Origin of the sequence: Ollibium composti (genome assembly GCF_004801285.1) — a bacterium.
GTDB lineage: Bacteria > Pseudomonadota > Alphaproteobacteria > Rhizobiales > Rhizobiaceae > Mesorhizobium > Mesorhizobium composti.
Map to the genome: position 1 here is coordinate 1 of NZ_SSNY01000017.1, position 26093 is coordinate 26093.

The following is a 26093-nucleotide window of genomic DNA, read 5'->3' on the forward strand; positions in this document are numbered from 1 at the left end:
GCACAGGCCGCAACGAGCAAGAAGGAGAAAGCCGCCCCTTGACCAAAACCTAAGACCCAAACCATACATGAAGGCGGGTCACTTCTCGGCGAAAATCCCGGGTCAGCTCTCAGCGGAAATCAACAGCCTCGTCTTATGGTTACGCTCCTTACCCCGCCAGCGGCTTTGCTTGCGTTTCTCGGCCTGAGGTCCAACGAAGCGGGTTATTGCATCGATAGCAGGTGCAAGAACTCCATTCATACGCTCCAGGGTCTCATGGGGAATGCCGCATTCCTGTCCGATTTCCGACCAGTCCGGCCGACTACCGCACTTCGGAGGTGACTGGCGGTCGGCGATCAGAGAATGGAGATATACCCGAAGTCGTTCGAGTTCCCGGGGAGGAAGCGTTTCGGCGACTCGCTGGCGGAGAAACTGATCGATCATGCGGGGAAACGATGCCCGCCTGGCACTCTTGGTCATTGTTATCTCGTTTGGAAACAACGACCCTGTGCCGCTGCCGGCCAGCATCCCTAGCCGGCAATGACCTTGGCGTCACCGGCTAAAATGGAGGGCGGAGGTGCCTGTGGAAAAGCTGCCCCCGAAAGGCCGCTCTCAACGCCTGGCCTGCGGCCAGGGTCCGGGGCGCTTTGCATAAACGGTAACCGCTAGCCGATCAGCGTCCTGCCACCTAGTCGCTGTCGGGGACGGCTACAGCGCTGTTGAGGGCGCGCCGCCCCCGACAGCTTCACACCCGGCACTGGCTGCGCGATATCTAGACGACAGATTCGTGTGGGGGCGAAAAGGCTTCGACACCAAGGCCATCCGCACGCTTGTCCGGCTGCGCAAACAGGACCAGGCCGAGCGGCAGGAAGAGGAGTCGATCCTCGATCTCTACAAGGCCGCGCTCGGCATGGCGTGACCGCAAGGGGTGCCCTTGCCTCGCCCTTCTGTCGATCAGGCGGCCGGCTCGAATTTCAGCGCGACACCGTTGACGCAGTAGCGGAGGCCTGTCGGCGGCGGGCCGTCCGGGAAGACGTGGCCGAGATGGCTGCCGCAGGTGGCGCAGTGGACTTCGGTGCGCACCATGCCGTGGCTGCGGTCCACCGTCGTCTCGACCGAACCCGGAACCGGGTCGTTGAAGCTTGGCCAACCGGTGCCGCTTTCGAATTTCAGCGTGGCTTCGAAAAGCGCGCTGTCGCATCCGGCGCAATGGAAGGCGCCCGGGCGGTGTTCGTGCAGCAGCGCGCAGCTTCCGGGCCGCTCGGTGCCGTGGCCGCGCATGACGGCGTACTGTTCCGGCGTCAGCAGGGCGCGCCATTCGGCGTCGGTGCGGGTGACCGGGTAGGTGTGGGTGTCCATGCTTGTCTCCTGCCTTTGCGGCTTGTTGTTGGTGTCATCCTGGAATTCGCCTCAACATAGGCATTTGTTACGGCTTTGCCCAGCGGCGAGAGCCTCAATGCCTGCGCGACAATTCCTTCGTCGCCGCTTCCAGCCCGGCCAGCGTCAGCGCATACATGCGGCCGGCGAAGAGTTCGCGCACCATGCCGATCGAATGCGTGTAGTCCCAGTGTTTTTCCGGCGTCGGGTTGAGCCAGACGGCATGCGGCCACTGGGCGAGCACGCGGCCGAGCCAGGCTGCCCCCGCCTCCTTGTTCCAGTGCTCGACCGAGCCGCCCGGCGTGGCGATCTCGTAGGGGCTCATCGAGGCGTCGCCGACGAAGACGACCTTGTAGTCCGGCCCGTATTTATGCAGCACGTCGAAGGTCGGCAGCGTCTCGGAACGGCGGCGGCGATTGTCCTTCCACACGCCTTCGTAGAGGCAATTGTGGAAATAGAAATATTCCATGTGCCGGAATTCGGCGCGGGCGGCGGAAAACAGTTCCTCGACGGCCCTGATGTGGTCGTCCATCGAGCCGCCGACGTCGAAGAACATCAGGAGCTTCACCGCGTTGCGCCGTTCCGGCCGCATCCTGACGTCGAGATAGCCGTGCTCGGCGGTGGCGTGGATGGTGCCGGGCAGGTCGAATTCCTCCTCCGCGCCCTCGCGCACCCAGCGGCGCAGGCGTTTCAGCGCCACCTTGATGTTGCGCGTGCCGAGCTCGACCGTATCGTCGAAATTCCTGAACTCGCGCTTGTCCCACACCTTCACCGCGCGGCGATGGCGGCTTTCGTGCTGGCTGATGCGCACGCCTTCGGGATTGTAGCCATAGGCGCCGAAGGGCGAGGTGCCGGCTGTGCCGATCCATTTCGAGCCACCCTGGTGGCGACCCTTCTGCTCCTCCAGGCGCTCTCTCAGCGTTTCCATCAGTTTGTCGAAGCCGCCGAGGGCCTCGACCAGTTTCTTCTCCTCGTCGGTCAGGTGTTTTTCGGCGAGCTTGCGTAGCCAGTCTTCCGGCAGGTTGGCGACATCGACGCCGGCTTCGCCCGACAGCGCCTCCAACCCCTTGAAGACATGCGAAAAAACCTGGTCGAAGCGGTCGATATGGCGCTCGTCCTTCACCAGCGCCGAGCGGGCGAGGTAGTAGAAGCCCTCGACGTCGTAGTCGACCAGCCCGGCCTCCAGCCCTTCCAGCAGCGACAGATATTCCCGGAGCGAGACGGGGATTTTCGCCGCTTTCAGTTCGAGGAAGAAGGGAAGGAACATTTTTCTCCTACAACAGATCGTATTCGATAAACCCGGTCCGCCGCGCCACGTAGTCGTAGAGCTTTCGCGCCGTGGCGTTGGTTTCGTGCGTCATCCAGTAGACGTTGGCGACGCCGATCTTCGCCGCCGCCTGCTTCACTGCCTCGATGAGGGCCGCGCCGACGCCCTTGCCGCGCGCGTCGGGGTCGGCGAACAGGTCCTGCAAATAGCAGTTGTTCACCAGCGACCAGCAGGAGCGGTGGTAGAGATAATGCGTCAGGCCGACGGCCTTGCCGTCGAGTAGCGCAATGAATCCTTTCGGTTCGAACTCACCGGCCGTGAACAGGCGCTTCCAGGTGGTCCGATAGACTTCCTCGGGAACCGTCGTCTTGTAGAATTTGAGATAGGCCGTCCACAGCCGGCGCCAGTCGGCGTGGTCGGATTCCTGCAGCGGACGAACGATGATGGCGGACATGGTTTTCCTCCCGATTGGCGACCTATTCTAGCGGCCGCGGTCGCAGGCGGCGATAGGACAGGGCAGGCTTTTCCGCTGCCACGCTGCCTTTCGGCCCTGGCCTTTGTCAAAGAGCTGACCTCTTATGCTTGAGGTCGGGAAGCGGGCGCGGGGGCCGTGCCTGCTAAGTTAAATAGTGGCGCGGCTTCCCGCGCCCGCCGGTGTCTTGCCTCCCCGAGGGTCGCTGCCGCCTTTCGGGCGGCCCGCTGGCTCGGTCGAGGCCCGGACTTGGGGGTTCATCGCCCAGCCGCCTACCGTAGACGACCAGCCCGGCGCCGTCTCCTGCCACACGCCCGGTTCGCGACCCGCGTTCCCGCACAGGAGATGACGGGCAGTATAGAGCGGGCGGAAAGGACGGGGATAGATTTCGGGAAGATTTTTCGCGGAAGGAGGCGCGGCATGGGCGTCGCCCTCTCCCCGTTTACAGTAGGGCTATCGCCTATGGCGCTCCCCCTCTCCGTCGCGCCCTGCGGGCGCGCCACCTCTCCCCCCGTTTCGGGTGGAGAGGATAGGCCGGCCGCAACTTGGTGCCCATCCTCTCCCCTCACGAAGTGGGGGAGAGGTGGCTTGCGAAGCAAGACGGAGAGGGGGAGCGCCATAGGCGATAGCCCTGCCACAAGGGGGAGGGAGACGCTGATGCCGCCGTTTTGTCTAAAACCAGCAAGGTTGGCAGGCTGTAGCAACACCGCAAGTCCCTCCCCCTTGCGGGGAGGGGACAGGGGTCTGCATCGATTGAAATGAGGAAAAATCCATATGCGATAGCCTACCGGTAACGCGAAGAGGGAAGGCGGCGCGATCACCCCTGCCTTCTCGCCATGAAGGCCAGACGTTCGAACAGGTGCACGTCCTGCTCGTTCTTGAGCAGCGCGCCATGCAGTTTGGGCAGCGCGTTCTTCGGGTCTCCGCGCAGATCGGCGGGATCGACGTCGTCGGCGACCAGAAGGCGGATCCAGTCGAGCGCTTCGGAGGTCGACGGCTTCTTCTTGAGGCCCGGCACCTCGCGGATCTCGTAGAATTGGGTCAGCGCGGCGCGCACGAGGTTCTGCTTGATGCCGGGATAGTGCACGTCGACGATTTTTTGCAGCGTCTCCATGTCCGGGAAGCGGATGTAGTGGAAGAAGCAGCGGCGCAGGAAGGCGTCCGGCAGTTCCTTCTCATTGTTGGAGGTGATGATGACGATGGGGCGATTGGCGGCGCGGATCGTCTCGCCCGTCTCGTAGACGAAGAACTCCATGCGGTCGAGTTCCTGCAACAGGTCGTTGGGAAACTCGATGTCGGCCTTGTCGATCTCGTCGATCAGGAGCACGACCTTCCTGTCGGCGGCGAAGGCGTCCCACAATTTGCCGCGCTTGATGTAGTTGCCGATGTCGTTGAAACGCTCGTCGCCCAACTGGCTGTCGCGCAGGCGCGAGACGGCATCGTATTCGTAGAGGCCCTGCTGGGCGCGGGTGGTGGATTTCACGTTCCATTCGATCAGGTCGAGGCCGAGCGCTTGCGCCACCTGCCTCGCCAGTTCGGTCTTGCCGGTGCCGGGCTCCCCCTTGACCAGCAGCGGCCGCTCCAGCGCGATCGCGGCATTGACCGCCACCATCAGGTCCTTGTCGGCGACATAGGCGGCCGTGCCTTCGAAACGCATGGACTGGCTCCCGGTTGGATGTGTCCGGTCTAGAAGCAGACGGCGGCGGATGCAACCGGGACAAGACCCCTCTCCGTCACCGCTGCGCGGCGCCACCTCCCCCCAGAGGGGGGAGGAACTGCTGTTGCGTTGCCGGCGCTTTTCCAGCTTGGGTTCCTCGCCCCTTTTGGGGAGAGGTGGCGCCGCGCAGCGGCGACGGAGAGGGAAATTCCACGGCGCTGTGCCTTCCCGCTGGCGAACGCCTTCGCCACGCTCTATATTGGACCTCGACGGTCTGCGCCTCGCGGCAGGAGAGACATTTCCCCGGGGCCTTATTGATCCCTAGGGAGCTGTCCCTGGCCAGGCCCGTGGGCTTGGACATATGGCGCCCACCTACTTTGTAGGTTCCCGGGATCGACTTCTCCACCGGTTGCGTGGATCGTCACTTTTCCAAAGCAACAATCCATATCCATAACCTGTCAGGCGTGCCGCGCGGCGTTTTCCTGTTCGTGCCGCAGCGTGGCGATGAAGCGTTTTGTCCGCTCGCGCTGCGGGTTGCCGAACACCTCGGCGGCCGGGCCTTTTTCGACGACGGTGCCCGCTTCGAGGAAGATCACCTCGTCGGCGACCTTGGAGGCGAGGCGCAAATCGTGCGTCGCCATCACCATGGTGGTGCCTTCCTCGGCCAGCCGGTCGAGCACGTCGACCACTTCCTGAGCGAGTTCGGGATCGAGCGCCGAGGTCGGCTCGTCGCACAGAAGCACGCGTGGCGACGGCGCCAGCGCGCGCGCGATCGCCACGCGCTGCTGCTGGCCGCCCGACAGCGTCGCCGGCCAGGCGTCGGCCTTGGCCGCCATGCCGACCTTCTCCAGCAGTTCCATCGCCCGTTCGCGCGCCTTGGCTTCCGGCCATTTCAGCACGACCGTCATGCCCTCCATGACGTTCTCGATCGCGGTGCGGTGCGGGAAAAGCTGAAAATTCTGGAACACCATGCCGGTCTGGCGGCGCAGGCGCTGGATGTCGCCGGTGGCGACGCGCCGGCCGGTGCCGAAGGCGAGTTCTTCCTCGCCGATCTTGACCATGCCGGCATTGGGCAGTTCTAGAAGGTTGATGCAGCGCAGCAGCGTGCTCTTCCCGCCGCCCGAAGGGCCGACGAGCGCGGTGACGCTGCGCTCGGCCATGGTGACGGAAACGTCCTTCAGGACGACGTTGTCGCCGAATCGCTTTTCGATATCCTTCAGCTCGATCATGCGCGCGCCTCCAGGAAGCCGCCGTAGCGGTTGAGCCGTTCCTCCAGCCTGACCTGCAGCGCCGACAGCACCGAACTCATGGCGAGATAGAGGAGAGCGGCTTCGATGTAGAGGATGAGCGGTTCATAGGTTGTGGCGACGATGCGCTGGGCGGCCTGGAACATCTCCGGCACGGTGATGGCGGCCGCCAGCGAGGTGTCCTTGACCAGCGAAATGAAGGTGTTGGAGAGCGGCGGCACGGCGGTGCGGGCGGCCTGCGGCAGGATGGTGCGGCGCATCGCCTGGCTCCAGCTCATGCCGATGGAATAGGCCGCCTCCCACTGGCCACGCGGCACCGAGGCGATGACGGCGCGGATGATCTCGGACGAATAGGCGCCGATGTTCAAGGTGAAGCCGATGAGGGCTGCGGTGAAGGCGTCGAGCAGGATGCCGGCGGAAGGCAGGCCGTAGAAGATCAGGAAAAGCTGCACCAGAAGCGGCGTGCCGCGAAAAATCCAGACATAGAAGCGCGCGACGGCTACCAGTGGCTTCGGGCCGAACAGGCGCGCCAGCGCGGTCAGCAGACCGACGGCGAGCCCGAGGACGAAGGACAGAAGCGTCAGCGGCGCGGTGAAGAGCAGCGCTGCCCATAGAAGCTTGGGCAGCGAATCCAGCATCAGTTGCAGCCAGTCTGGCACTCTTTTTACTCCTCGGCCGCGGGTTCGAGCGCGGCTCTCGATGAGGCCTTGCCTCGAACATTCGCTTTGCCCCTCATCCCCCTGCCGGGACCTTCTCCCCGTAAACGGGGAGAAGGAGATTGGCCGCACGGTCGCCGCTTCTGTCCTCGCCCCGTTTACGGGGAGAGGATGCCGGCAGGCAGGTGAGGGGCAGCGCCCAGCGCTCGATACTTACGACGGCCGATATCACAAGAAAAGCGGCGCCCGGGAAACCGCGCGCCGCATGAACTTTATGGGTCGCCGTACCCCTACTGGGAAACGTCCTGGCCGAAATAGGTGTCGGCGATCTTCTTGTAGGTGCCGTCGGCCTTGATGTCGGCCAGCGCCTTGTTGATGGCGGCGACCAGTTCGGCGTCGCCCTTGCGCATGATGATGCCGGAATAGTCGGCGTTCTCTTCCTGCGCGGCGATCTTCACGGCGGCGTCGGGCTTGTGCTTCTTGAAATCGTAGAAGGACAGGCTGTCGTTGATGGTGGCGTCGGCGCGGCCGGTGAGCACCAGCTGGATCGACTGGTCGAAGCCGTCGGTGCCGACCAGTTCGGCGCCGTTCTTCTCGGCCAGCTTGCCGAAGTTGGAGGTCAGCGACTGCGCCGACTTCTTGCCCTTCAGGTCGGCGAAGCCCTTGATGTCGGCATTGTCGGCCTTGACGATCAGCACCGCCTTGGAGGCGATGTAGGGATCGGAGAAGTCGTACTTCTTCTTGCGTTCCTCGGTGATGCCGACCTGGTTGATGACGGCGTCGTAGCGGTCGGCGTCGAGGCCGGCGATCAGGCCATCCCACTTGCCCTCCTGGAACTTCGCCTCGACGCCAAGGCGCTTGGCGACCTCGCGGCCGATCTCGACGTCGAAGCCGACCAGCTTGTTGTCGGCGTCGTGATAGGTGAAGGGGGCGTAGGTGCCTTCGGTGCCGATGCGGAATTCGCCGGACTTCTTGATCTTGTCGAAGTCGGCGCCGGCCTGGGCGGCGGCAACCGCGGCCAGCGACAGCGCGCCGGCGGCAAGCAGGGTGATGAGCCTTTTCATGGTCTTGAAGTCCCGTTTTTCGACCGACGTTTGCCGGTGCTGGTGAGGTGCTGCAATCTCGCAGAAGCGTGGTGCAGGCTTAAGGAATCAATTTTCAATTCAACGCGCTTTCTGAAATCTGATACCATTGATTTGCCTGTTTGTGGACTATTTGCGCGCGCCCATCCCCGCCGCCACGGCAACACAAGACACGGCGCGGGCGGAACAAATACCGGGTCTTCCGCGTTGTGACGCGTTCTAGGGCGCTGTGGCTTGTCTTCAAGGCCGGCGCGACGGGTTTTGCGGGAGCGCGGATGATGATGCAGGACCGTGCCGGACGCACGTTCATTCGTGCGGCGATGCAGGCACCCTATCTCGGCCGGGCCGAGGAGCACGAACTGGCGCTGCGCTGGAAGGAGAAGGCCGACCGCCAGGCGATGCATCGCATTGCGTTGGCGCACATGCGCCTCGTCGTCGCCATGGCGGCGAAGTTCCGCCATTTCGGCCTGCCCATCGGCGACCTCGTGCAGGAGGGCCATGTCGGCCTGCTGGAGGCCGCCGCCCGCTTCGAACCGGAGCGCGAGGTGCGCTTTTCCACCTATGCGACGTGGTGGATCCGCGCCGCCATGCAGGACTATATCCTGCGCAACTGGTCGATCGTGCGCGGCGGCACGTCGTCGGCGCAAAAGGCGCTTTTCTTCAATCTGCGCAGGCTGAGGGCGCGGCTCGCCAGCGGGGCCGGGCCGCTGACCAGCGAGGCGCTCTACCGGCATGTGTCGATCAAGCTCGGCGTGCCGGAAGCCGACGTGGCGCGGATGGATTCCAGGCTGTCGGCCCCCGATTCTTCGCTCAACGTGCCGCTGGCGGAGGAGGGCAGCGAGGAGAGGCAGGATTTCCTCGTCGACGAAGAGCCCTTGCCCGACGAGATCGCCGGCGAGGCGATCGATGTCGAGCGGCGTTCGATCTGGCTGCATGCCGCCCTTTCCTCGCTCAACGAACGCGAACTCCACATCATCGAGCGCCGCCGGCTCACCGACGAGGGCGCGACGCTGGAGGAATTGGGCACGGCGCTCGGCATCTCCAAGGAGCGCGTGCGCCAGATCGAGGCGCGCGCCATGGAAAAGCTCAAGGCGGCGCTGGTCGAGCAGAATCCGGAGTTCCTGAAGGCAGCGTGAGTGCGTCCTTCGAGGCTCGCCTTTTTGGCTTCGCGTACAATCTTCATCGTTGGCGAGGGCTCGCACCTCAGGATGACTGCCGGTGCCCGCTTCCTTCGTTGGCCCTGCAACCGGCTTGCCTCATCCTGAGGTGCGAGCCGCACGACCTGCGGATTCCGGGAAAATCAGAATGGGGCGAGCCTCGAAAGACGCCCCTATCTGTCGGTGACGATCTTCACCTTGTCGCCGGCCGAGACGTTGCCGGCGGGGCCGATGGCGTTCAGCACCTTGAACAGGTCTAGCTTGCGGTCGACGCCGGTCATCTGCGCGGCCAGCGTGCCCATCGTCTGGCCGGCCCGGACGGCGACGACGCGGATGCGCAGCGGCTTCAGCGCCGCCTTCTCCTGTGCGCTGAGGAGGCGGAAGGTGCCGCTGACGGAGCGCGCCACCGGATCGAGCGTGGTGCTGGCGGCGGGCGCGGCGGTGAGCAGCCGGTAGACCTGGCCGCCGGCGCGGATGACGGCGATGTCGAAGCGCCAGCCGTCGGCGCTGGCCTTGGCCACCACCGCCTCGTTGCCGTTGATGGTCTCGGGATGCACGCTGGCGTCGTCCAGACCGGCCACCCAGCCGCTGCGGACATAATCGGTCAGCGCGCGATTCTGGTCGAGCGAAACGCCGTCGAAACGGATCGCCATGTTGCCGGGACCGGTGGCGGTCACGGCGCTCGCCGAATTGTCGATGATGAAGCCGTCCGGTACCGAGAAGGCAACGCCGAGCTTCGGGTGCAGGAAGGTGTTGCCGCGCACATAGCCTTCCTCGGGCGTGTCGCCGTAGAGGATGCCGTCGATGCCGGCGAGATAGGAATCGCGGTCGCGGGTGCCGACGCCCGGCGGGCCGAAAGCGCGGGCGTGGCGCTGCGCCAGCTCGATGCGCTGCGGCGTGTTCGGATGCGTGGCGAGGAAATCCAGGCTGGGGTCGGTGGCGCCGCTGACCGAGCGGAAATCGGTATAGGCCGACATCGATTGCAGGAAGCGGCTCGCCGCATAGGGATCGTAGCCGGCCTCGCCGACCGACTTGATGCCGATGGCATCCGCCTCCAGCTCCTGGTTGCGCGAGAACTGCGCCAGCTTGAGCTTGTTGCGGATCAGGGCGGCGCGCGCCGTCGGGCTGTCGCCCAGCACGTCGGAGACGACCTTGGTGGCGAGGCCTTCCTCGGCTTCCAGCTTCTGCCGCGCCAACCCGTGGTTGGCGGTGACGTGGCCCATCTCGTGGGCGATGACGGCGGCAAGCTCGGCCGAATCGTTGGCCAGCGCCAAGAGGCCGCGGGTAATGTAGAGATAACCGCCCGGCAACGCGAAGGCGTTGACGTTGGGTGAATTCAGGATGGTGATGCGATAGGTCTGCGTCGGGTTGGCCGACACCGTGGTCAGGCTGCCGACCACCTTGGCAACCATGCGCTCCAGCTTCGGGTCGGAATACTCGCCGCCATAGGTGGCGAGGATGCGCGGGTGCTGCGCCCTGGCGAGTTCCGCCAGCTTGCTGTTGGCGGTGACGTTGTCGACCGTGACCGGCCTGTCGGACGGCTGGAAGCCGGATTCCTCCACCCGGTCCGGCATGATCGACTGGCAGGCGGCCAGCACGGCCGCCAGCGAGGCGAGCGCGACGGCACGCGCCAGCCGCTTCAGGCGGCCCGCGGTCTGGGTCGGGAGCGTATCGAGGCCGGTCGGCAGGTCGGCTTCCTTTCCGGTTCGTTTCGGCAAATCAGGCAGCCGGGCCCGTCTTGCGTATCGCAGTTCGGAGGCGGGCTCCAGCCCGTTCCTTAGCCGGACCGGCGCTTCGCCGCCGCTTCGCCGTCCTTGGCCCTCAATTATGTCGGCTTGCGGGCAACATCGCGTGATCGGCCGTCTTGCGTGCCGATATAGCGCTGGAACGCCTCGGGTCCAGTGCCGGCGAAGAAATCGCGCGCCGGCCCCGTTGCCGCGATCGCGCCGTCCTCGAGGAAGACGACGTGATCGGCAATGCGTTCGGCATCCTGCGGCTGGTGGGTGACGAACAGCACCGTCATGCCCTTTTCGCCGTGCAGGTCGGCGACGAGGTCGAGCATGTCGGCGCGCAGCGCCGGACCAAGCGACGCGAAAGGCTCGTCGAGCAGCAGCACCGGACGGTCGCGCACCAGGACGCGCGCCAGCGCGACGCGCTGGCGTTCGCCGCCGGATAGTTCGCGCGGCAGGCGCTTCTGTTTGCCGGCAAGCCCCGTGCGTTCGAGCGCGGCCGAGATCGCCGCACGGTCGTCCGCCGTCAGTTTCAGCGAAGGCGAGCGGCCGAGTCCGACATTCCGCTCGACGCTGAGATGGGAAAACAGGTTGTTCTCCTGGAAAACCATGGAGACCGGCCGGGCGGCCGGCGGTGCCTTCGAGACATCGACGCCGTCGATCAGCACGCGGCCCGATTGCGGCGCCTCGAAGCCGGCGACGAGGTTGAGCAAAGTGGACTTTCCCGAGCCGCTCGGCCCCATCACGGCGGTGATCGCGCCGGCGGGAAAGGCGGCGTCGAAGCGGAAGGTCGCTTCGCCGTAGCTGAAGGCGACATCGTCCAACTGCACGGCAGCGCTTTTGTGCCCGTTCGCGCTCATGCTGTCCGTTCCTTTCCGAGCCGGTCGGCGGCAAACACCAGAAGCAGGCATACCAGTCCGAGGATGAGCGCCAGGCCGGCGGCATCCGCCGTGCGATAGCTGCCCATGCGGGCAAGCAGGAGATAGGGCAGGGTCTGCATGGAATCCGAACCGAACAGGGCGATGACGCCGAGGTCGCCGAGCGACAGCGCCATGGCGAAGGCGAAGGCGGTGGCGAGCGGGCGCCGCAGGACCGGCCAGTCGATGAGGCGGAAGCGGTTCCAGCCGGCGATGCCGAGCTGGGCGGCGAGCCGCTCGTGCCGCTCGCTGGCGGCGTCATAGGCTGGCCGCACGGCGCGGATGGCGAACGGCATGGCCATCACCGCGTTCACCGCCGCGACCATGACGGGCGCCGCGCCGAAGACGGAGCCGAGATGGCGCAGCGCCAGGAACCAGCCGGCGCCGATGACGATGGGAGGCACAACAAGGACAAAACCGGCGCCGGTGTCGGTGAAGAATTCCAGCATCGAACGGGGGCCGTTGCGGCGGGCAAGCGCCAGCGCGCGGCGTGCCATGGCAAGCGCCAGCGACAGCACCGCCGCGAGCACGGCGGAGACGAAGGCGAGCAGGATGCTGGTCAGCGCCGCCTTCTGCACCGAGGCTTCGCCGACCAGCCGTGCGAGGTCGGCCTGCAGGCCGGCGGCGACCGTCGCCAGCATCGGCCCGGCGACGAAGGCGAGTGCTGCGACGATCAGCGCGGCGTCGAAAGCGGTCCCCGCCACGGACGGCGTCGTATAGCGGCGCGGCGCGACGCTGAGGCTCGATTCGCCGGTCATGTCGGCACCGAGCCGGGCAAGCAGGGTCACGACCACCGCCGTCAGCGCGATCTGGAGAGCCGTCAGCGCCACCGCCCGCGCGGGATCGAAATCGAAGCGCAGCGCCTGGTAGATGGCGACCTCCAGCGTCGAGGCGGCGGGGCCACCGCCCAGCGTCAAAACGATGGTGAAGGAGGTGATGCACAGCATGAACACCAGCCCGGCGATGCCGGGCAGGGCCTGCCGCAGCGCCGGTCCTTCGATCAGCCGGAAGGTGGCGGCCGGTCCCATGCCGAGCTGGCTGGCCAGCCGCCACTGGTCGGTGGGGACGGCCTGCAGGGCTTCGAGGAACAGTCGCGTGGCCAGCGGCAGGTTGAAGAAGACATGGGCGACGAGGATGCCGGACAGGCCGTAGATGCCCGGCCAGTCGCTGCCGGTGGCCGACGACAGGATGCCGGCGAAATAGCCGGCGCGGCCGTAGAGCGCCAGCACGCCGAGGGCTGCCACCAGCGCGGGCAGGGCCAGCGGCACGGCGAAAAGCTGGAGGATGAGCGTGCGGCCGAAAAAGCGCGGATGGCGGGACAGCGCGCGCGCAACGAACAGTGCCGGCAGCACCGACAGAAGCGTGGAGAGCGCGGCCTGCCAGAGGGTGAAGCGGGCGACGCGCAGGAGATAGGGATCGAAGGCCGAGACGGCGCCGGAGAGGTCACCGGCGCCTGCGGCGAGCAGGCCGACAAGCGCGCCACCGATGAGGGTGGCGATGAAGGCGAGGGCGAGGACGCCGAGGGTGATGCGGGAGTCGTTTCGGCGAAAACTGTGCATCGTTGTGCTGCCCCTCACCCTTACCCTCTCCCCGTAAACGGGGAGAGGGGGACGCCGACGCTGCAACTGCGCGCCTCTCCCCGTTTACGGGGAGAGGATGCCGGCAGGCAGGTGAGGGGCGGCACTTTCATTCCGCTGCTCGCTTCACTTGCTCATCACGGAAAGCCATTCATCCACCCAAGCCTTGCGGTTCTTGGCGACTTCCTCGGGGGTGAACATCAATGTCTTTGCCGGCTTCACCAGCTTGTCGAAGGCTGGATCGAGCGGCTTGTCGGTCTTGCCTGCGGGATACATCCAGTTGGTCTCCGGAACAGCGTCCTGGAAGCCGGGGCCGGTCATGAAGGTTAGGAATTTCTGCAACAGCGGGTTCTTGGCGCCGTTGGCGGTGATGCCGGCGACCTCGATCTGGAGATAATGGCCTTCCGAAAAGCTCGCCGCCTGATAGCGGTCGGTCTTCTCGGCAATCATGTGGTAGGCCGGCGAGGTGGTGTAGGACAGCACCATCGGCGCCTCGCCCTTGGTGAACAGGCCGTAGGACTCGCTCCAGCCGGGCGTCACGGTAAGCACGCGGTTCTTCAGCTTCGCCCAGGCGCTTGCTGCCTGATCGCCGTAGACCGATTTCACCCACAGGAGCAGGCCGAGGCCGGGCGTGGAGGTGCGCGGGTCCTGGATGGCAATCTTCTGGTTCGGGTCGCCTTCGACCAGCTCCTTCAGGCTCGCCGGCGGGGTCTTCAGCTTTTCGGTGTCGTAGACGACGGCGAAATAGCCGTAGTCGTAGGGCACGAAGGTGTCGTCGCTCCAGCCGCCCGGAACGGTGACGCCGGAGACTTCGCCGTGCGGGGCAAACAGGCCGGTTTCCTTGGCCTCGGCGGTCAGGTTGGTGTCGAGGCCGAGCACGATGTCGGCCTTGGTGGAGGCGCCTTCCAGCTTGAGCCGGTTGAGCAGCGCCACACCGTCCGCCACCGAGACGAAATCGACCTCGCAGGCGCATTCGGCTTCGAAGTTCTTCTTCACCACCGGGCCGGGGCCCCATTCGGAAGTGAAGCTTTCATAGGTGTAGACGGTGAGTTTTTCCGCGGCCGCCGCGGGGGCGGCAAAAGCGGCAACAGCCGCCACGGACAACAGGAGAGAAAACAGCCTGCGCATCGGCGCCTCCTTCATGGTTTCAGGGGAATGGCGCCTGGCTAGAGCGTCTAATCCCTCCGCCGGTACAAACCGGATCAGGTTCAGCGGGTTGGCGAGAAGCCTCTCAGCCGGATCGCAAGGACCGGCACCCCGTTAGAGCGGGATGAGACATAGGGCGGACGCACGGCGGAGGCAAGCGAAAGGTTTTGCGGAGGCACAACCGTCGAGGCGTGGATTCCCGACCCTCGCCGCTCCCTTCGGTCACTCACGAGGTCGGGAATGACGACTGTGTTTGGTGCCGCGGCTAATCTCCTACGTTGGCGATTAACGGAAGCAGTCAAAGAAGCCCGTCATTCCCAACCTCGTGAGGGAGCGGAGCGACCGGCGAGTGTCGGGAATCCATGCCTCGACCGCAGCGCCAGGCAAGCCACGGCAAGACGAAAGCGAGGAACAGGGGATTGCCGTCACCGCGCTTCCGTTTCGGCGAACGCCCTGCTATGGCGCTGGCCCGATGAGCACTTTCACCATCCTTCTCGGCGGCGAGTTGAAGCGCACGCCGCGGCTTGAGCGGCAGATCGCCGGCAGCCGCATCATCGCCGCCGACGCGGGCATCGGCCATGCGACGGCGCTCGGCGTCGTGCCGGAGCTGTGGGTCGGCGATTTCGATTCGGTGCCGGTCGACCTGCCGGACGCCCTGGAGGCGGTGCCGCGCATGACCTTTCCGGCCGAGAAGGACAAGACCGACGGCGAACTGGCGGTGGAGGCGGCGTTCGCGCGCGGCGCCACTGCGGTGGTTCTGGCCGGCGCCTTCGGCGGGCCACGTGCCGATCATGCCTTCCTGCACATGGTGCTGGCGATGCGGCTGACTGAAGCCGGCATCGACGTGACGCTGACCAGCGGCAGCCAGGAAGGCGTGCCGCTGCCCAGCGGCCGCGCCCGCTTCGACTACGAGGATGACACGCTGTTCTCGGTTCTCGGCTTTTCCGATCTCACGGGCCTCAGCCTCGCCGGCGCGAAATGGCCGCTCGACAATGTGCAGGTGCCGTTCGGTTCCTCGCTCACCATCTCGAACGAAGTGCGCGGCGGACTGGAAGTCGCGCTCGGCGGCGGGCAGGCGATGCTTTTGGCGCATCCCTATCCATAGGACATCCTTTGCATCTGAACTGCACCGTCGCTACCCCCACCTCTGCCCTCTTTCCCCAGGGGGGAGGGCTATCGCATATGGCGTGGTACCCCCACCCCTGTCCCCTCCCCGCAATGGGGAGGGAGACGCCGACACCCCAGTTTCGTCGAAAATCTGGAAGATTGGTGGGTTGTAGCGGCGCCGCAAAATCCCCCTCCCCCTTGCGGGGAGGGGTTAGGGATGGGGGTCCTCAGTGATGGCTCCGCCGCTTCTCAACCTTGCCGGGATAAAACTCACCTTCGGCGGCACGCCGCTGCTCGACGGCGCAGACCTTGCCGCCTCCGCCGGCGACAAGATCGCGCTGGTGGGGCGCAACGGATCGGGCAAGTCGACGCTGCTGAAGATCGCCGCCGGGCTGGTCGAGCCGCAGGACGGCGAGGTGTTCCGCCAGCCGACCGCCACCGTGCGCTACCTGCCGCAGATGCCGGACATGGACGGGTTCGCCAGCGTGCGCGCCTATGTCGAGGCTGGCCTGGGTCCGGCCGACGATCCGCACCGCGCCACCTACCTGATGGAGCATCTGGGACTGACCGGCGAGGAAAATCCCGCCAGCCTTTCGGGCGGCGAGGCGCGGCGGGCAGCGCTTGCCCGCGTCATGGCGCCGGAGCCGGACATTCTTTTGCTCGACGAGCCGACCAATCATCTCGACCTGTCGGTTATCGAATGGCTGGAGGAGGAGCTTTCCCGCACCTCGTCGGCGCTGATCCTGATCTCGCACGACCGGCGGTTTCTCGAGCGCGTCAGCCGCGCCACCGTCTGGCTCGACCGCGGGCAGACGCGTCGCCTCGATCGCGGCTTCGCGCATTTCGAGGAATGGCGCGACCAGATCCTCGAGGAAGAGGAACGCGAGCAGCACAAGCTCGGCCGCCAGATCGTGCGCGAGGAGCACTGGCTGCGTTACGGCGTGACCGCCCGGCGCAAGCGCAACATGCGCCGGCTCGGCGAGTTGCAGCAGATGCGCCAGCGCTTCCGCACGCATCGCGGCGCCGAAGGCACGGCGACGCTGACCGCCAGCGATGCGGCCGAATCCGGGAAGCTGGTGATCGAGGCGAAGAACATCGCCAAGAGTTTCGGCGATCTCGCCGTGGTGAAGGATTTCTCCACGCGCATCCAGCGCGGCGATCGCGTCGGTTTGGTCGGCCCGAACGGCGCCGGCAAGACGACGGTCCTCAAGATGCTGACCGGCGAACTCAAGCCCGATGCAGGCACCGTGCGGCTCGGCGTCAACCTGGAGATCGCCACGCTCGACCAGAAGCGCGATGCCGCCGACCCGGACGAGACGCTGGCGCACTACCTCACCGACGGGCGCGGCGAGAACCTCGTCGTCAACGGCGAGCAGCGCCACGTCGTCTCCTACATGAAGGATTTCCTGTTCAAGCCGGAGCAGGCGCGCACGCCGGTGCGCGAGCTTTCCGGCGGCGAGCGGGCGCGGCTGCTGCTGGCGCGGGTGCTGGCGCGGCCGGCCAACCTTCTGGTGCTGGACGAGCCGACCAACGACCTCGACATGGAGACGCTGGAGCTGTTGCAGGAACTGGTTGCGGGCTTCGCCGGCACGGTGCTGCTGGTCAGCCACGACCGCGATTTCCTCGACCGCACCGTCACCAGCGTCATCGCGCCCGAGGGCGACGGGCGCTGGGTGGACTATGCCGGCGGCTATTCCGACATGCTGGCGCAGCGCGGCGGCAAGCGGCTGGACGACCGCAAGACGGCAAAAAAGGCTGATGCCGCGCCGGCGGCGACAAGGGCTGAGCCGGCGGCACCGAAGGCACCGACGAAAAAGCTGTCCTACAAGCAGCAGTTCGCGTTGGAGAACCTGCCGAAGAAAATCGAGGCCGTGGGCGCCGCCATCTCGCGGCTGGAGGACGCCATCGCCGATCCGGCCTATTACGAGCGCGATCCGACGGGCTTCCAGAAGACCATCGCCGCGCTCGACAAGGAGCGCACGACGCTGGCGGCGCTCGAGGAAGAGTGGCTGGAGCTGGAGATGCTCAGGGAAGAATTGGAGGGCTGAACACCTCCAATCCCTGCTGTTCTACTTGCGGTGGTTGCCGGCGAATGCCGCAGTGACGCCGAGGCCGATGAACACGACCCCGCTGACATAGCGCTCGAAGCGCAGATAGGCGCGGCTGTGGCGCAGCCGGTCGCCCAGCGTGCCGGCGGCGAAGGCATAGCAGCCGTCGCTGATCAGGCCGAGCAACGTGAAGACGATGCCGAGGAAGGCGATCTGCATGGCGACGTGCCCACGCCCGACCTCGACGAACTGCGGCAGGAAGGCGAGGAAGAACAGCGCCGTCTTGGGATTGAGCAGGTTGACGACGAAGCCCTCGCGGAACAGCCGTGCGTGGCTGCGCGGCTTGAGGGCGACGTCGACGTCCGGATTGTCCTCGCGGCTGAAGATCTTGCGCAGGCCGATCCAGATCAGATAGGCCGCACCGGCATATTTGACGATCGAGAAGGCGATGGCCGAGGACGCCAGCAGCGCCGAAAGGCCGAGCGAGGCCGCGGCGACATGCACCAGCGTCGCCGAATGGATGCCGAGGTCCGAAACGAAGCCCGCCCTGCGCCCCTGCGCCACCGAACGGGCGACGATATAGAGCACCGCCGGGCCGGGAACGACCAGCAGAGCCAAGGCGGCGACGACGAACAGGCCGAGACTGCCGGCGCTCGGGATGACGATGTCCATGGGAGAGGCTCCTCTTCGACCGGTATATCTAAGGCCATGGCCCGGTCGAAGGGAAGTGGCTTGCGCGCGGTATAACCCTGCGTCGTTGTCTTCATGGAGAGATGCGCATAGACTATGCGCAGATTTGGAGGCAGCCATGCCAAGAGCGTCCACCAATGCGACCCGTCAGGCGGCGAACCTGTCCATCGATGCCAACCTCATGAAGGAAGCCAAGGGGCTGGACGTCAACATGTCGCGCGCGGCGGAAGCTGGCATTGCCGAGGCTGTCGCCGCCGAAAAGGCGCGGTTGTGGAAGATCGAGAACCGGGCGGCGATCGAGTCCTGGAACGCGTATGTCGAGGAGCATGGACTTCCGTTGGCGGAATTCCGTCAGTTCTGATGGCGCACTACGAGGTTTTTTCCGGTCCGATCGAAGGCAGTTATCTGCTCGATGTACAAACCGACCTGATCGACCGCATGACGACGCGAATGGTTGTACCGCTGCTGCCCGTCGAAGCGACGCCGCCGCCGGTAAAAAAATTGCATCCGGTCTTCGAGATCGGCGGGCACAGGCTGGTCATGGCCACTCATCTCATGGCCGCGGTGCCGACGGCGGAATTGAAGGAAAGCCGCTTCAGCCTGTCAAAGCATCACGACGAGATCGTCGCGGCGCTGGACATGCTGTTCCACGGGTTCTAAACGGCACTCACCCCGACGATTTGGCCTGCCAGGCCTTGAGCGCTTCGTCGAACACCTTTTCGCCGGGGATGCCCTTTTCCATCGTCAGCAAAGCGCGGCGGCCGGATTTGTAGACGACGGGAATGTCGATCCAGTCCTGGTTGCGCAGCAGCGTCAGGTTGGCGTTCTCGTCGGCCTTGGTGTCGTTGAGCGCGACGAGGAAGAAGCCGTCGGCGATCTTGGCCGGGATGCCGATCAGCGGGCTGCCGGCTTCCTGTTCCGTGCCCTTCATGGCGATGCGCAGCACGTTGTCGATGCCGCCGCCCTCGAAACCGTCGGGGGTGAGGAAGATCATCTCGACGATGTGGCTGGCCGGCAGCGTCTGGTCGGCGTTGCGGCGGATGGTCATGCGGAGCTGCACGTTCTTTCCGGGGATGGTCGCCTCGGCGCGGATGGCCGGCTCGGGCGGGGCGTCGCCGCCGGGCGATTCCTGAACCAGCGACCAGACGATGTTGCCGGGTTCGGCCGAACCTTCGGCGGAAGCGGTGCGCTCCTCGTAGAAGATCGCCTTCTGGCCGACCGGCAGGGCGGTTTCGGATGAAGCGGTGGCCGGCGGCGGTGTCGTCTCGGCGGCCGGCGGGTTGGCCGCAGCCGTCGGCGGGGCGTCCGGCGCCGGCTCACCGGCCGCCGGCGTGGCCGGGGTCGCGGCGGAAGGCGCGGTGACGGGCGGCGTGGTCAGCGCGACCACCGACGTGCCTTCGCCGATGCTGCTGGCGCCGCCGGCCGGACCGGGATCGGTCTCCTTGCCTTCGGGCGTCAGGCGCTGGGTGAATTTCTGCGGTTCGCTTGTTTCGCCGCCGTTCGCCGGCGGCGTCTCGGCGGGCTTGGCGGCCGCTGTCTCCGCCGGCTTGGCTGGCGGCGTCTCGGCCGGCTTGTCGCTCGCCGCGACCTCGGTCTTGCCGAGGCCGAGCATGTCCTTGAAGGCATCCTTGTTCAGCCAGACGCCATAGCCGCCGCCAGCGATCAGTAGGAGCGCCACGACGGCGGCGATCAGTCCTCCATAGCCGCGCCGGCGCTCGCCGTCGTCGCCGGCCAGCATGTCGGCGGTCGTATCGGCGACGGCGGGAAAGGTTTCATCGGCCCTGTTTGCGGACGGGTCGTCGAACGGAGGAAGAGGGTCGACCGCGGACGGCTTGTGGGCAGCAGAGCCGGTCCCGCCGTTGGGCGTGGTCTGGGCCTGCTTGGCCACCGAGACCTCGGTGGCGGCGGATTTGCGCCAATCCGCCTCGGTCGGCGTCGTCTTCGGCCGCGCTGTCTCGGAAGCAGGTTGCGGCGGCTGCCAGGCCGGCTCGGTGCGGGTGGTGGCCGGTGCCGTCGTCGGCTGCGGCCTGACATGGTTGGGCTGGTTCTTGTTGCGGTCGATGGAGGAGAAGATGTTCTCCAGTTCCGCCAGCGGGTCGCTGGCCGGCGGAGCGGGCTTGGCGTAGCCGCTCTCGACGGTCGCGATGGCGTCCTCCAGCGTCCGCTTCTGGCGTTCAGCCACCGCGGCCGGCGGCGGCGGGTTGATGGCGGCCAGCTTGGCGGCGATGGTGGAACGGGCCTTGTCGTAGACCTTGGCGCGCACCTCCGGCGTCGTCTCGCCGAGCCCGTCGAGCGTCTTCCTCAGAACCGCAACGAAATCTGCCATGCTTCAAACGAACCTGTCTTGCTCCGGGCCGAATCCCCGCAAATCAGCCGCCTTGCCCGGAAAGGGGGTCATAATTAGTCTTGAAACGGATCGGTCACAAGTATGGTGTCGTCCCGTTCCGGACTGGTGGAGAGCAGCGCGACGGGCGCGCCGATGAGTTCCTCGATGTGGCGGACGTACTTAACCGCCTGCGCCGGCAGGTCGTTCCACGAGCGTGCGCCGGCGGTCGTTCCCGACCAGCCCTCCAGCGTCTCGTAGATCGGTTCGACCCTGGCCTGAGCGCCCTGGCTGGCCGGCAGGTAGTCGATCACCTCGCCGTCGAGCCGGTAGGCGGTGCACACCTTGATCTCGGGCAGGCCGTCGAGCACGTCGAGCTTGGTCAGCGCGATGCCCTTGATGCCGTTGACGGCGACGGCCTGGCGCACCAGCACGGCGTCGAACCAGCCGCAGCGGCGCTTACGGCCCGTGACCACGCCGAACTCGTGGCCCTTGGTGCCGAGGAATTCGCCGATTTCGTTGGTCTGCTCGGTGGGGAAGGGGCCTTCGCCGACGCGCGTCGTGTAGGCCTTGGTGATGCCCAGCACATAGCCGACGCCGCCCGGCCCCATGCCCGAGCCCGCGGCGGCCTGGCCGGCCACGGTGTTGGAGGAGGTGACGAAGGGATAGGTGCCGTGGTCGATGTCGAGCAGCGTCCCCTGCGCGCCCTCGAACAGGATGCGCTCGCCCGCCTTGCGGCGGTCGTCCAGCACTTTCCAGACGCGGTCCATGTAGGGCAGGATCCTGTCGGCCACCGAGGTCAGCTCGGCCATGATCGCCTCATGCGTCGCCTCCGGGTGGCCGAGGCCGCGTCTCAGAGCATTGTGGTGTGTCAGCAACCTGTCCACCTTCAAGGGCAGCGTTTCCAAGTCCGCCAGATCCATCACCCGAACCGCGCGGCGGCCCACCTTGTCTTCGTAGGCAGGGCCGATGCCGCGGCGCGTGGTGCCGATCTTCGTTCCGGAATTGGAGGCGGCGTCCTCGCGGAATCCATCCAGTTCCCGGTGCAGCGACAGGATAAGCGCCGTGTTTTCGGCGATTTTCAGGCGGTCTGGCGTGACCTCGACGCCCTGGTCCTTCAGTTTGCCGACTTCCGTGACGAAAGCATGCGGATCGAAGACGACGCCGTTGCCGATGATGGAGAGCTTGCCTTCCCGCACCACTCCCGATGGCAGCAGGGAGAGCTTGTAGACCTTGCCGTCGACGACCAGCGTGTGGCCGGCATTGTGGCCGCCCTGGAAGCGTACCACCACATCGGCGCGCTCCGACAGCCAGTCGACGATCTTGCCCTTGCCTTCGTCGCCCCACTGCGAGCCGACGACCACCACATTGGCCATAGTTGTTTCCTTCGCACACGAGAATGCCGGAGCCGACGCCGGCGGAACGATGAAATTTCAAGCCTCTATAACCGCAACGGCGGCGCCATGCGACCCTTCTTTGGCGCGACGGCGACGGGCAGGTACAACAAATTCCGGGCCGCGCATCATTTACTTGGGCGGGCGGGCGCCATAGCCACGTCGCTGACGCGAATCCATGCGAGCAGCCCGATGCACCGCAAGGCCTACATCCTGCTTCTGGCGACGATGCTGTTCTGGGCCGGCAACGCGGTCGCCGGCAAGCTGGCGGTCGGCCACATCTCGCCGATGCTTCTGTCCGGCCTACGCTGGATGCTGGTCATCCCGCTGCTGGCGGCGCTCGGCCATCGCCACCTGGCGGCGGACTGGCCGGTGCTCAGGCCGCGCCTGTGGCTCCTGATGTTCCTCGGCTTTCTCGGTTTCACCGTCTTCAGCGTGGCGATGTACGGAGCACTCCTCTACACCACCGCCACCAATGTCAGCATTGAGCAGGGCGGCATGCCGGTGTTCGTGTTCGCCGCCTCCTTCGTGCTGTTCGGCACCCGCACGCGGCCGGCGCAATTCGTCGGCTTCGTGCTGTCCTTCGCCGGCGTCGCCGTCACCGCCATCCATGGCGACATCCACCGATTGATCCATCTCGACGTCAACTTCGGCGACGCCCTGATGCTGCTCGCCGTCGTCGCCTACGGCATCTACACCGCCGCCATCAAGGCGCGGCCGCAGGTCCACTGGATGAGCCTGATGACGGTGCTGTGCCTGGGCGCTTCGCTCGGCGCCGTGCCCTTCATCGCGGCGGAAGCGGCGGCCGGCGCGACGATCCTGCCCGACGCGACTGGCCTTGCCATCATCGTCTATGTCGTCGTCTTCCCGTCACTGGCCGGGCAGGCGCTCTACATCCGCGCCGTCGAGCTGATCGGCGCCAACCGCGCCGGCCTGTTCATCAATTTCCTGCCGCTGTGGGGCGTGGTGCTGTCGGTGCTGATCCTCGGCGAAGCCTTCGAGCCCTATCACGCGCTGGCCTTGCTTCTGGTGCTGGCCGGCGTGGTCCTGGCCGAATACAGCGGCCGCAAGGCGGCGGCGCTGGCGACGTGAACCGCTTCGCCTGAGCCGCTCCGGTTTTCCCAACCGGGTGTTCCGTGCCTGCGCCGCCTCAAATCTCGCCGACGTCGAACTGCAACCGTTTCGCCGAATCGATCGACGCGTTGGCGCGCACCTCGGCCAGCAGCTTCTCGGGGAAGGGGGCGTCGAGGTAGAGGAGCGCGATGGCGTCGCCGCCCGGGCGGTCGCGGCCGAGCTGGAAGTTGGCGATGTTGACGCCGTTCTGGCCGCACAGCGTGCCGAGCATGCCGATGATGCCGGGCGCATCCGCATTGGTGGTGTAGAGCATGTGGCGGCCGACCTCGGCGTCGAGGTTGATGCCCTTGATCTGGATGAAGCGCGGCTTGCCGTCGGAGAAGCAGGTGCCGGCGATGGCACGCGTCATGTGCTCGGTCTTCACCGTCAGCTTGATGTAGCCGTCGAACACGCCTGATTTGTCGCGCTTGACCTCGGCGACGATGATGCCGCGTTCCTTCACCATGATCGGCGCCGATACCATGTTGACGTCGGACACCTGCGGCCGGATCAGGCCGGCAAGGGCGGCCGAGATGAGCGCGCGCGTGTTCATCTGCGCGGTCGAGCCGTCGAACAGGATCTCGACCTCCTTGATCGGGTCTTCCGTCACCTGGCCGACGAAGGCGCCGAGCACTTCGGCCAGCTTGACGAACGGCTTCAGGCGGGGCGCTTCCTCGGCGGTGATGGAGGGCATGTTGATGGCGTTGGAGACGGCGCCCTTGATGAGATAGTCCGCCATCTGCTCGGCGATCTGCAGGGCGACGTTTTCCTGCGCCTCCGAGGTCGAGGCACCGAGATGCGGCGTGGCCACGACGTTTTCCAGCCCGAACAGGGCGTTCTCGGTCGCGGGCTCCGTCTCGAACACGTCGATGCCGGCGCCGGCCACCTTGCCGCTCTTCAATGCCGCGACCAGGTCGGCCTCGACGATCAGCCCGCCGCGCGCGCAGTTGATGATGCGCACCCCGTCCTTCATCCTGGAGATAGCCTCGGCATTGATGATGCCTCTCGTCTTGTCGGTCATCGGCGTGTGCAGGGTGATGAAGTCGGAGCGGGCGAAAAGCTCGTCCAGTTCGACCTTCTCGACGCCGAGTTCCTCGGCGCGCTTGTCCGACAGGAAGGGGTCGAAGGCGATGACGTGCATCTTCAGGCCGATGCCGCGCGTTGCGACGATGGAGCCGATGTTGCCGCAGCCGACGACGCCGAGCGTCTTGCCGGTGATCTCGACGCCCATGAAGCGGTTCTTTTCCCATTTGCCGGCCTGGGTCGATGCGTTCGCCTCGGGGATCTGGCGCGCGAGCGCGAAGATCATGGCGACCGCGTGTTCGGCGGTGGTGATGGAATTGCCGAAGGGCGTGTTCATGACGATGATGCCGCGCCGCGAGGCGGCCGGGATGTCGACATTGTCGACGCCAATGCCGGCACGGCCGATCACCTTCAGCTTCGTCGCGGCGGCGATCAGCTTTTCGGTGACCTTGGTGGCGGAGCGGATGGCGAGACCGTCATAGTCGGCGATCTTCGCCAGCAGGGCGTCCTTATCCTTGCCGAGATCGGGCAAATAGTCGACCTCGACGCCGCGATCCTTGAAGATCTGCACGGCAGTGGGGGAGAGTTTGTCGGAAACGAGTACGCGGGGCATGGGTGTGATCCTTGGAAAAGGTCGTGGATTGTCTTGAAGCGTTGGCGCTGCCCCTCATCCGCCATTCTTCCTTCTCCCCGTGAACGGGGAGAAGGAAGAATGGCGGCCTTGCGACTGTCTTTCCTCGCCCCGTTTACGGGGAGAGGATGCCGGCAGGCAGGTGAGGGGCGGCGCCGACATTGCTGATCGTGTCAGGCAGCAGCCTTCAGCGTCGCCTTCTGGGCGGCAAACGCCCAGTCGAGCCATGGCAGCAGCGCTTCGATATCCGCCGTCTCGACGGTGGCGCCGCACCAGATGCGCAGGCCGGGCGGGGCGTCGCGATAATGACCGATATCGTAGGCGACGCCTTCCTTGTCGAGTGCTGAAACCAGACCCTTGGCAAAGGCCGCCTGGCCGTCGGCGTCGAAGGCGGTCACGTCCGGATCGACGATGGACAGGCAGACCGAGGTGTTGGAGCGCGTCGCCGGGTCGGCGGCCAGATGGCCGAGCCAGGGCGATTTTTCGACGAAGCGGACGATGGCGGCGGCGTTGGCGTCGGCGCGGGCGACCAGCGCATCCAGCCCGCCGATGCCCTTCGCCCAGGTAAGCGCGTCGAGATAGTCCTCAACGCAGAGCATCGACGGCGTGTTGATCGTCTCGCCCTTGAAGATGCCCTCGATCAGCTTGCCGTTCGAGGTCAGGCGGAAGATCTTCGGCAGCGGCCAGGCCGGCTTGTAGCTCTCCAGCCGCGCGACGGCGCGCGGCGACAGGATCAGCATGCCGTGTGCGCCTTCGCCGCCCAGAACCTTCTGCCAGGAGAAGGTGACGACATCGAGTTTCTGGAAATCCAGCCGCTGCGCGAAAGCGGCCGAGGTGGCATCGCAGATGGTTAGGCCGGCGCGATCACTTGGAATGAAATCGCCATTGGGTACGCGCACACCGGAGGTGGTACCGTTCCAGGTGAAGACCACGTCGCGGTCGAAATCGATCTGCTTCAGGTCCGGCAATTCGCCGTAGGGCGCTTCGATCCGGCGCACGTCCGGCAGCTTCAGTTGCTTGACCACGTCGGTGATCCAGCCGGCGCCGAACGATTCCCAGGCGACCATGTCGACGCCGCGTTCGCCCAGAAGCGACCACAGCGCCATCTCGACGGCGCCGGTGTCGGAGGCCGGCACGATGCCGATGCGGTAATCCGCCGGCACCTGAAGCACCTCGCGGGTCAGGCTGATCGCCTGCTCCAATTTGGCCTTGCCGATTTTGGCGCGATGGGAACGGCCGAGCGCGGCATCCTTCAGCGCCTCGACCGACCAGCCGGGGCGTTTCGCGCAGGGACCTGAGGAAAAATTGGGGTTCGCCGGACGGAGTCCGGGCTTGGGAAGCGTCGTCATCGTGGTCTATCCTTCCAGATAGTAAGCCCCTCGTTGGGGAGGGGTGGCCCACGGACGGCGATATGCCTGGCGACCTACGGCGTCAAGAGGAAAGTTTCTGTCGCAGGCGGAATGGTTTTCTAAAATGCAGAAACGCAAACGGCGGGCCTGA

The 26093-nt window shown here is 65.9% G+C and carries 23 protein-coding genes, 1 other RNA gene, 1 pseudogene and 1 riboswitch; of the genes and pseudogenes, 8 read left to right on the top strand and 17 right to left on the bottom strand.

Annotated elements, in window-relative coordinates:
• Positions 1 to 102: 102 nt before the first annotated feature.
• Positions 103 to 459 (bottom strand): hypothetical protein, encoded by a 357-nt coding sequence (locus E6C48_RS21040; RefSeq protein ID WP_136360160.1) that lies wholly within the window; start codon positions 457 to 459, stop codon positions 103 to 105.
• 322 nt (positions 460 to 781) lie between these two features.
• On the opposite strand from E6C48_RS21040, the pseudogene E6C48_RS21045 reads away from it, so the two are divergent.
• Positions 782 to 898, top strand: a pseudogene (locus E6C48_RS21045) (DUF2312 domain-containing protein); the annotation flags it as partial.
• A gap of 35 nt (positions 899 to 933) precedes the next feature.
• Here E6C48_RS21045 and msrB read toward each other — a convergent pair.
• The 4 genes from msrB to E6C48_RS21065 form a co-directional block, all read right to left on the bottom strand.
• On the bottom strand, positions 934 to 1338 hold the full coding sequence (gene msrB / locus E6C48_RS21050; RefSeq protein ID WP_136360162.1) for a peptide-methionine (R)-S-oxide reductase MsrB: 405 nt from the start codon (positions 1336 to 1338) through the stop codon (positions 934 to 936).
• A gap of 94 nt (positions 1339 to 1432) precedes the next feature.
• A complete protein-coding gene (locus tag E6C48_RS21055; RefSeq protein WP_136360163.1) occupies positions 1433 to 2623 on the bottom strand; it encodes a vWA domain-containing protein in 1191 nt (396 codons plus the stop codon).
• 7 nt (positions 2624 to 2630) lie between these two features.
• Positions 2631 to 3077: a GNAT family N-acetyltransferase gene (locus E6C48_RS21060; protein WP_136360164.1), complete on the bottom strand. Its 447-nt coding sequence runs from the start codon at positions 3075 to 3077 to the stop codon at positions 2631 to 2633.
• An 835-nt stretch (positions 3078 to 3912) separates the two neighbouring features.
• On the bottom strand, positions 3913 to 4752 hold the full coding sequence (locus tag E6C48_RS21065) for an AAA family ATPase (protein ID WP_136360165.1): 840 nt from the start codon (positions 4750 to 4752) through the stop codon (positions 3913 to 3915).
• Between the two features lie 268 nt (positions 4753 to 5020).
• Here E6C48_RS21065 and ssrS point away from each other — a divergent pair.
• Positions 5021 to 5176, top strand: a non-coding RNA gene (gene ssrS / locus E6C48_RS21070) — 6S RNA.
• A 34-nt stretch (positions 5177 to 5210) separates the two neighbouring features.
• Here the strand turns inward: ssrS and E6C48_RS21075 are convergent.
• From E6C48_RS21075 to E6C48_RS21085, 3 genes are all read right to left on the bottom strand, one after another.
• The gene (locus tag E6C48_RS21075) at positions 5211 to 5981 is read right to left on the bottom strand and encodes an amino acid ABC transporter ATP-binding protein (protein ID WP_136360166.1); all 771 of its coding nucleotides are present in this window, start codon (positions 5979 to 5981) and stop codon (positions 5211 to 5213) included.
• The gene (locus tag E6C48_RS21080; RefSeq protein WP_136360167.1) at positions 5978 to 6658 is read right to left on the bottom strand and encodes an amino acid ABC transporter permease; all 681 of its coding nucleotides are present in this window, start codon (positions 6656 to 6658) and stop codon (positions 5978 to 5980) included. Before E6C48_RS21080 ends, E6C48_RS21075 begins: the two co-directional genes overlap by 4 nt.
• 287 nt (positions 6659 to 6945) lie before the next feature.
• Positions 6946 to 7719 carry an amino acid ABC transporter substrate-binding protein gene (locus tag E6C48_RS21085; RefSeq protein WP_136360168.1) on the bottom strand — a complete coding sequence of 258 codons (774 nt, stop codon included), beginning with the start codon at positions 7717 to 7719 and terminating at the stop codon, positions 6946 to 6948.
• A gap of 296 nt (positions 7720 to 8015) precedes the next feature.
• Here E6C48_RS21085 and E6C48_RS21090 point away from each other — a divergent pair, with 296 nt between their 5' ends.
• Positions 8016 to 8873 carry an RNA polymerase factor sigma-32 gene (locus tag E6C48_RS21090; protein ID WP_136360214.1) on the top strand — a complete coding sequence of 286 codons (858 nt, stop codon included), beginning with the start codon at positions 8016 to 8018 and terminating at the stop codon, positions 8871 to 8873.
• A gap of 194 nt (positions 8874 to 9067) precedes the next feature.
• Here E6C48_RS21090 and E6C48_RS21095 read toward each other — a convergent pair whose 3' ends face one another.
• The 4 genes from E6C48_RS21095 to thiB form a co-directional block, all read right to left on the bottom strand.
• Positions 9068 to 10537, bottom strand: coding sequence for a M48 family metalloprotease (locus E6C48_RS21095; protein ID WP_168734617.1), 1470 nt, complete (start codon positions 10535 to 10537; stop codon positions 9068 to 9070).
• Between the two features lie 182 nt (positions 10538 to 10719).
• Positions 10720 to 11484: a thiamine ABC transporter ATP-binding protein gene (gene thiQ, locus E6C48_RS21100; protein ID WP_136360170.1), complete on the bottom strand. Its 765-nt coding sequence runs from the start codon at positions 11482 to 11484 to the stop codon at positions 10720 to 10722.
• Positions 11481 to 13100 carry a thiamine/thiamine pyrophosphate ABC transporter permease gene (thiP, locus tag E6C48_RS21105; RefSeq protein ID WP_136360171.1) on the bottom strand — a complete coding sequence of 540 codons (1620 nt, stop codon included), beginning with the start codon at positions 13098 to 13100 and terminating at the stop codon, positions 11481 to 11483. Before thiP ends, thiQ begins: the two co-directional genes overlap by 4 nt.
• A gap of 144 nt (positions 13101 to 13244) precedes the next feature.
• Positions 13245 to 14246 (bottom strand): thiamine ABC transporter substrate binding subunit, encoded by a 1002-nt coding sequence (gene thiB / locus E6C48_RS21110; protein WP_136360172.1) that lies wholly within the window; start codon positions 14244 to 14246, stop codon positions 13245 to 13247.
• Between the two features lie 34 nt (positions 14247 to 14280).
• Positions 14281 to 14388, bottom strand: a riboswitch (TPP riboswitch).
• Between the two features lie 348 nt (positions 14389 to 14736).
• Between thiB and E6C48_RS21115 the strand changes: the two genes are divergently transcribed.
• Both E6C48_RS21115 and E6C48_RS21120 read left to right on the top strand, forming a co-directional pair.
• Positions 14737 to 15369, top strand: a complete 633-nt coding sequence (locus E6C48_RS21115; RefSeq protein ID WP_136360173.1) for a thiamine diphosphokinase — start codon at positions 14737 to 14739, stop codon at positions 15367 to 15369.
• A gap of 235 nt (positions 15370 to 15604) precedes the next feature.
• Positions 15605 to 17419: an ABC-F family ATP-binding cassette domain-containing protein gene (locus tag E6C48_RS21120; protein ID WP_136360174.1), complete on the top strand. Its 1815-nt coding sequence runs from the start codon at positions 15605 to 15607 to the stop codon at positions 17417 to 17419.
• A 21-nt stretch (positions 17420 to 17440) separates the two neighbouring features.
• On the opposite strand, the gene E6C48_RS21125 is transcribed toward E6C48_RS21120, so the two are convergent.
• On the bottom strand, positions 17441 to 18091 hold the full coding sequence (locus E6C48_RS21125; protein ID WP_136360175.1) for a LysE family translocator: 651 nt from the start codon (positions 18089 to 18091) through the stop codon (positions 17441 to 17443).
• A 136-nt stretch (positions 18092 to 18227) separates the two neighbouring features.
• Here E6C48_RS21125 and E6C48_RS21130 point away from each other — a divergent pair, with 136 nt between their 5' ends.
• Positions 18228 to 18470 carry a type II toxin-antitoxin system CcdA family antitoxin gene (locus tag E6C48_RS21130; RefSeq protein ID WP_136360176.1) on the top strand — a complete coding sequence of 81 codons (243 nt, stop codon included), beginning with the start codon at positions 18228 to 18230 and terminating at the stop codon, positions 18468 to 18470.
• Complete coding sequence (locus E6C48_RS21135; protein WP_136360177.1) at positions 18470 to 18769, top strand: CcdB family protein; 300 nt, start codon at positions 18470 to 18472, stop codon at positions 18767 to 18769. The genes E6C48_RS21130 and E6C48_RS21135 overlap by 1 nt, the downstream gene beginning before the upstream one ends.
• A 7-nt stretch (positions 18770 to 18776) precedes the next feature.
• On the opposite strand, the gene E6C48_RS21140 is transcribed toward E6C48_RS21135, so the two are convergent.
• Complete coding sequence (locus E6C48_RS21140; protein ID WP_136360178.1) at positions 18777 to 20435, bottom strand: hypothetical protein; 1659 nt, start codon at positions 20433 to 20435, stop codon at positions 18777 to 18779.
• 74 nt (positions 20436 to 20509) lie between these two features.
• On the bottom strand, positions 20510 to 21808 hold the full coding sequence (locus E6C48_RS21145) for an adenylosuccinate synthase (protein WP_136360179.1): 1299 nt from the start codon (positions 21806 to 21808) through the stop codon (positions 20510 to 20512).
• Between the two features lie 210 nt (positions 21809 to 22018).
• Here E6C48_RS21145 and E6C48_RS21150 point away from each other — a divergent pair, with 210 nt between their 5' ends.
• Positions 22019 to 22918: a DMT family transporter gene (locus E6C48_RS21150; RefSeq protein WP_136360180.1), complete on the top strand. Its 900-nt coding sequence runs from the start codon at positions 22019 to 22021 to the stop codon at positions 22916 to 22918.
• Positions 22919 to 22976: 58 nt separating this feature from the next.
• Here E6C48_RS21150 and serA read toward each other — a convergent pair whose 3' ends face one another.
• A complete protein-coding gene (gene serA, locus E6C48_RS21155; protein WP_136360181.1) occupies positions 22977 to 24575 on the bottom strand; it encodes a phosphoglycerate dehydrogenase in 1599 nt (532 codons plus the stop codon).
• Positions 24576 to 24766: 191 nt separating this feature from the next.
• Positions 24767 to 25942 (bottom strand): phosphoserine transaminase, encoded by a 1176-nt coding sequence (locus tag E6C48_RS21160; protein WP_136360182.1) that lies wholly within the window; start codon positions 25940 to 25942, stop codon positions 24767 to 24769.
• Positions 25943 to 26093 lie beyond the last annotated feature (151 nt).

Coding starts and splice junctions, on each gene's coding strand:
- E6C48_RS21040 (WP_136360160.1), bottom strand. CDS start 459: ATGACCAAGAGTGCCAGGCGGGCATCGTTTCCCCGCATGATCGATCAG.
- msrB (WP_136360162.1), bottom strand. CDS start 1,338: ATGGACACCCACACCTACCCGGTCACCCGCACCGACGCCGAATGGCGC.
- E6C48_RS21055 (WP_136360163.1), bottom strand. CDS start 2,623: ATGTTCCTTCCCTTCTTCCTCGAACTGAAAGCGGCGAAAATCCCCGTC.
- E6C48_RS21060 (WP_136360164.1), bottom strand. CDS start 3,077: ATGTCCGCCATCATCGTTCGTCCGCTGCAGGAATCCGACCACGCCGAC.
- E6C48_RS21065 (WP_136360165.1), bottom strand. CDS start 4,752: ATGCGTTTCGAAGGCACGGCCGCCTATGTCGCCGACAAGGACCTGATG.
- E6C48_RS21075 (WP_136360166.1), bottom strand. CDS start 5,981: ATGATCGAGCTGAAGGATATCGAAAAGCGATTCGGCGACAACGTCGTC.
- E6C48_RS21085 (WP_136360168.1), bottom strand. CDS start 7,719: ATGAAAAGGCTCATCACCCTGCTTGCCGCCGGCGCGCTGTCGCTGGCC.
- E6C48_RS21090 (WP_136360214.1), top strand. CDS start 8,016: ATGATGCAGGACCGTGCCGGACGCACGTTCATTCGTGCGGCGATGCAG.
- thiQ (WP_136360170.1), bottom strand. CDS start 11,484: ATGAGCGCGAACGGGCACAAAAGCGCTGCCGTGCAGTTGGACGATGTC.
- thiP (WP_136360171.1), bottom strand. CDS start 13,100: ATGCACAGTTTTCGCCGAAACGACTCCCGCATCACCCTCGGCGTCCTC.
- thiB (WP_136360172.1), bottom strand. CDS start 14,246: ATGCGCAGGCTGTTTTCTCTCCTGTTGTCCGTGGCGGCTGTTGCCGCT.
- E6C48_RS21115 (WP_136360173.1), top strand. CDS start 14,737: ATGAGCACTTTCACCATCCTTCTCGGCGGCGAGTTGAAGCGCACGCCG.
- E6C48_RS21120 (WP_136360174.1), top strand. CDS start 15,605: ATGGCTCCGCCGCTTCTCAACCTTGCCGGGATAAAACTCACCTTCGGC.
- E6C48_RS21125 (WP_136360175.1), bottom strand. CDS start 18,091: ATGGACATCGTCATCCCGAGCGCCGGCAGTCTCGGCCTGTTCGTCGTC.
- E6C48_RS21130 (WP_136360176.1), top strand. CDS start 18,228: ATGCCAAGAGCGTCCACCAATGCGACCCGTCAGGCGGCGAACCTGTCC.
- E6C48_RS21135 (WP_136360177.1), top strand. CDS start 18,470: ATGGCGCACTACGAGGTTTTTTCCGGTCCGATCGAAGGCAGTTATCTG.
- E6C48_RS21140 (WP_136360178.1), bottom strand. CDS start 20,435: ATGGCAGATTTCGTTGCGGTTCTGAGGAAGACGCTCGACGGGCTCGGC.
- E6C48_RS21145 (WP_136360179.1), bottom strand. CDS start 21,808: ATGGCCAATGTGGTGGTCGTCGGCTCGCAGTGGGGCGACGAAGGCAAG.
- E6C48_RS21150 (WP_136360180.1), top strand. CDS start 22,019: ATGCACCGCAAGGCCTACATCCTGCTTCTGGCGACGATGCTGTTCTGG.
- serA (WP_136360181.1), bottom strand. CDS start 24,575: ATGCCCCGCGTACTCGTTTCCGACAAACTCTCCCCCACTGCCGTGCAG.
- E6C48_RS21160 (WP_136360182.1), bottom strand. CDS start 25,942: ATGACGACGCTTCCCAAGCCCGGACTCCGTCCGGCGAACCCCAATTTT.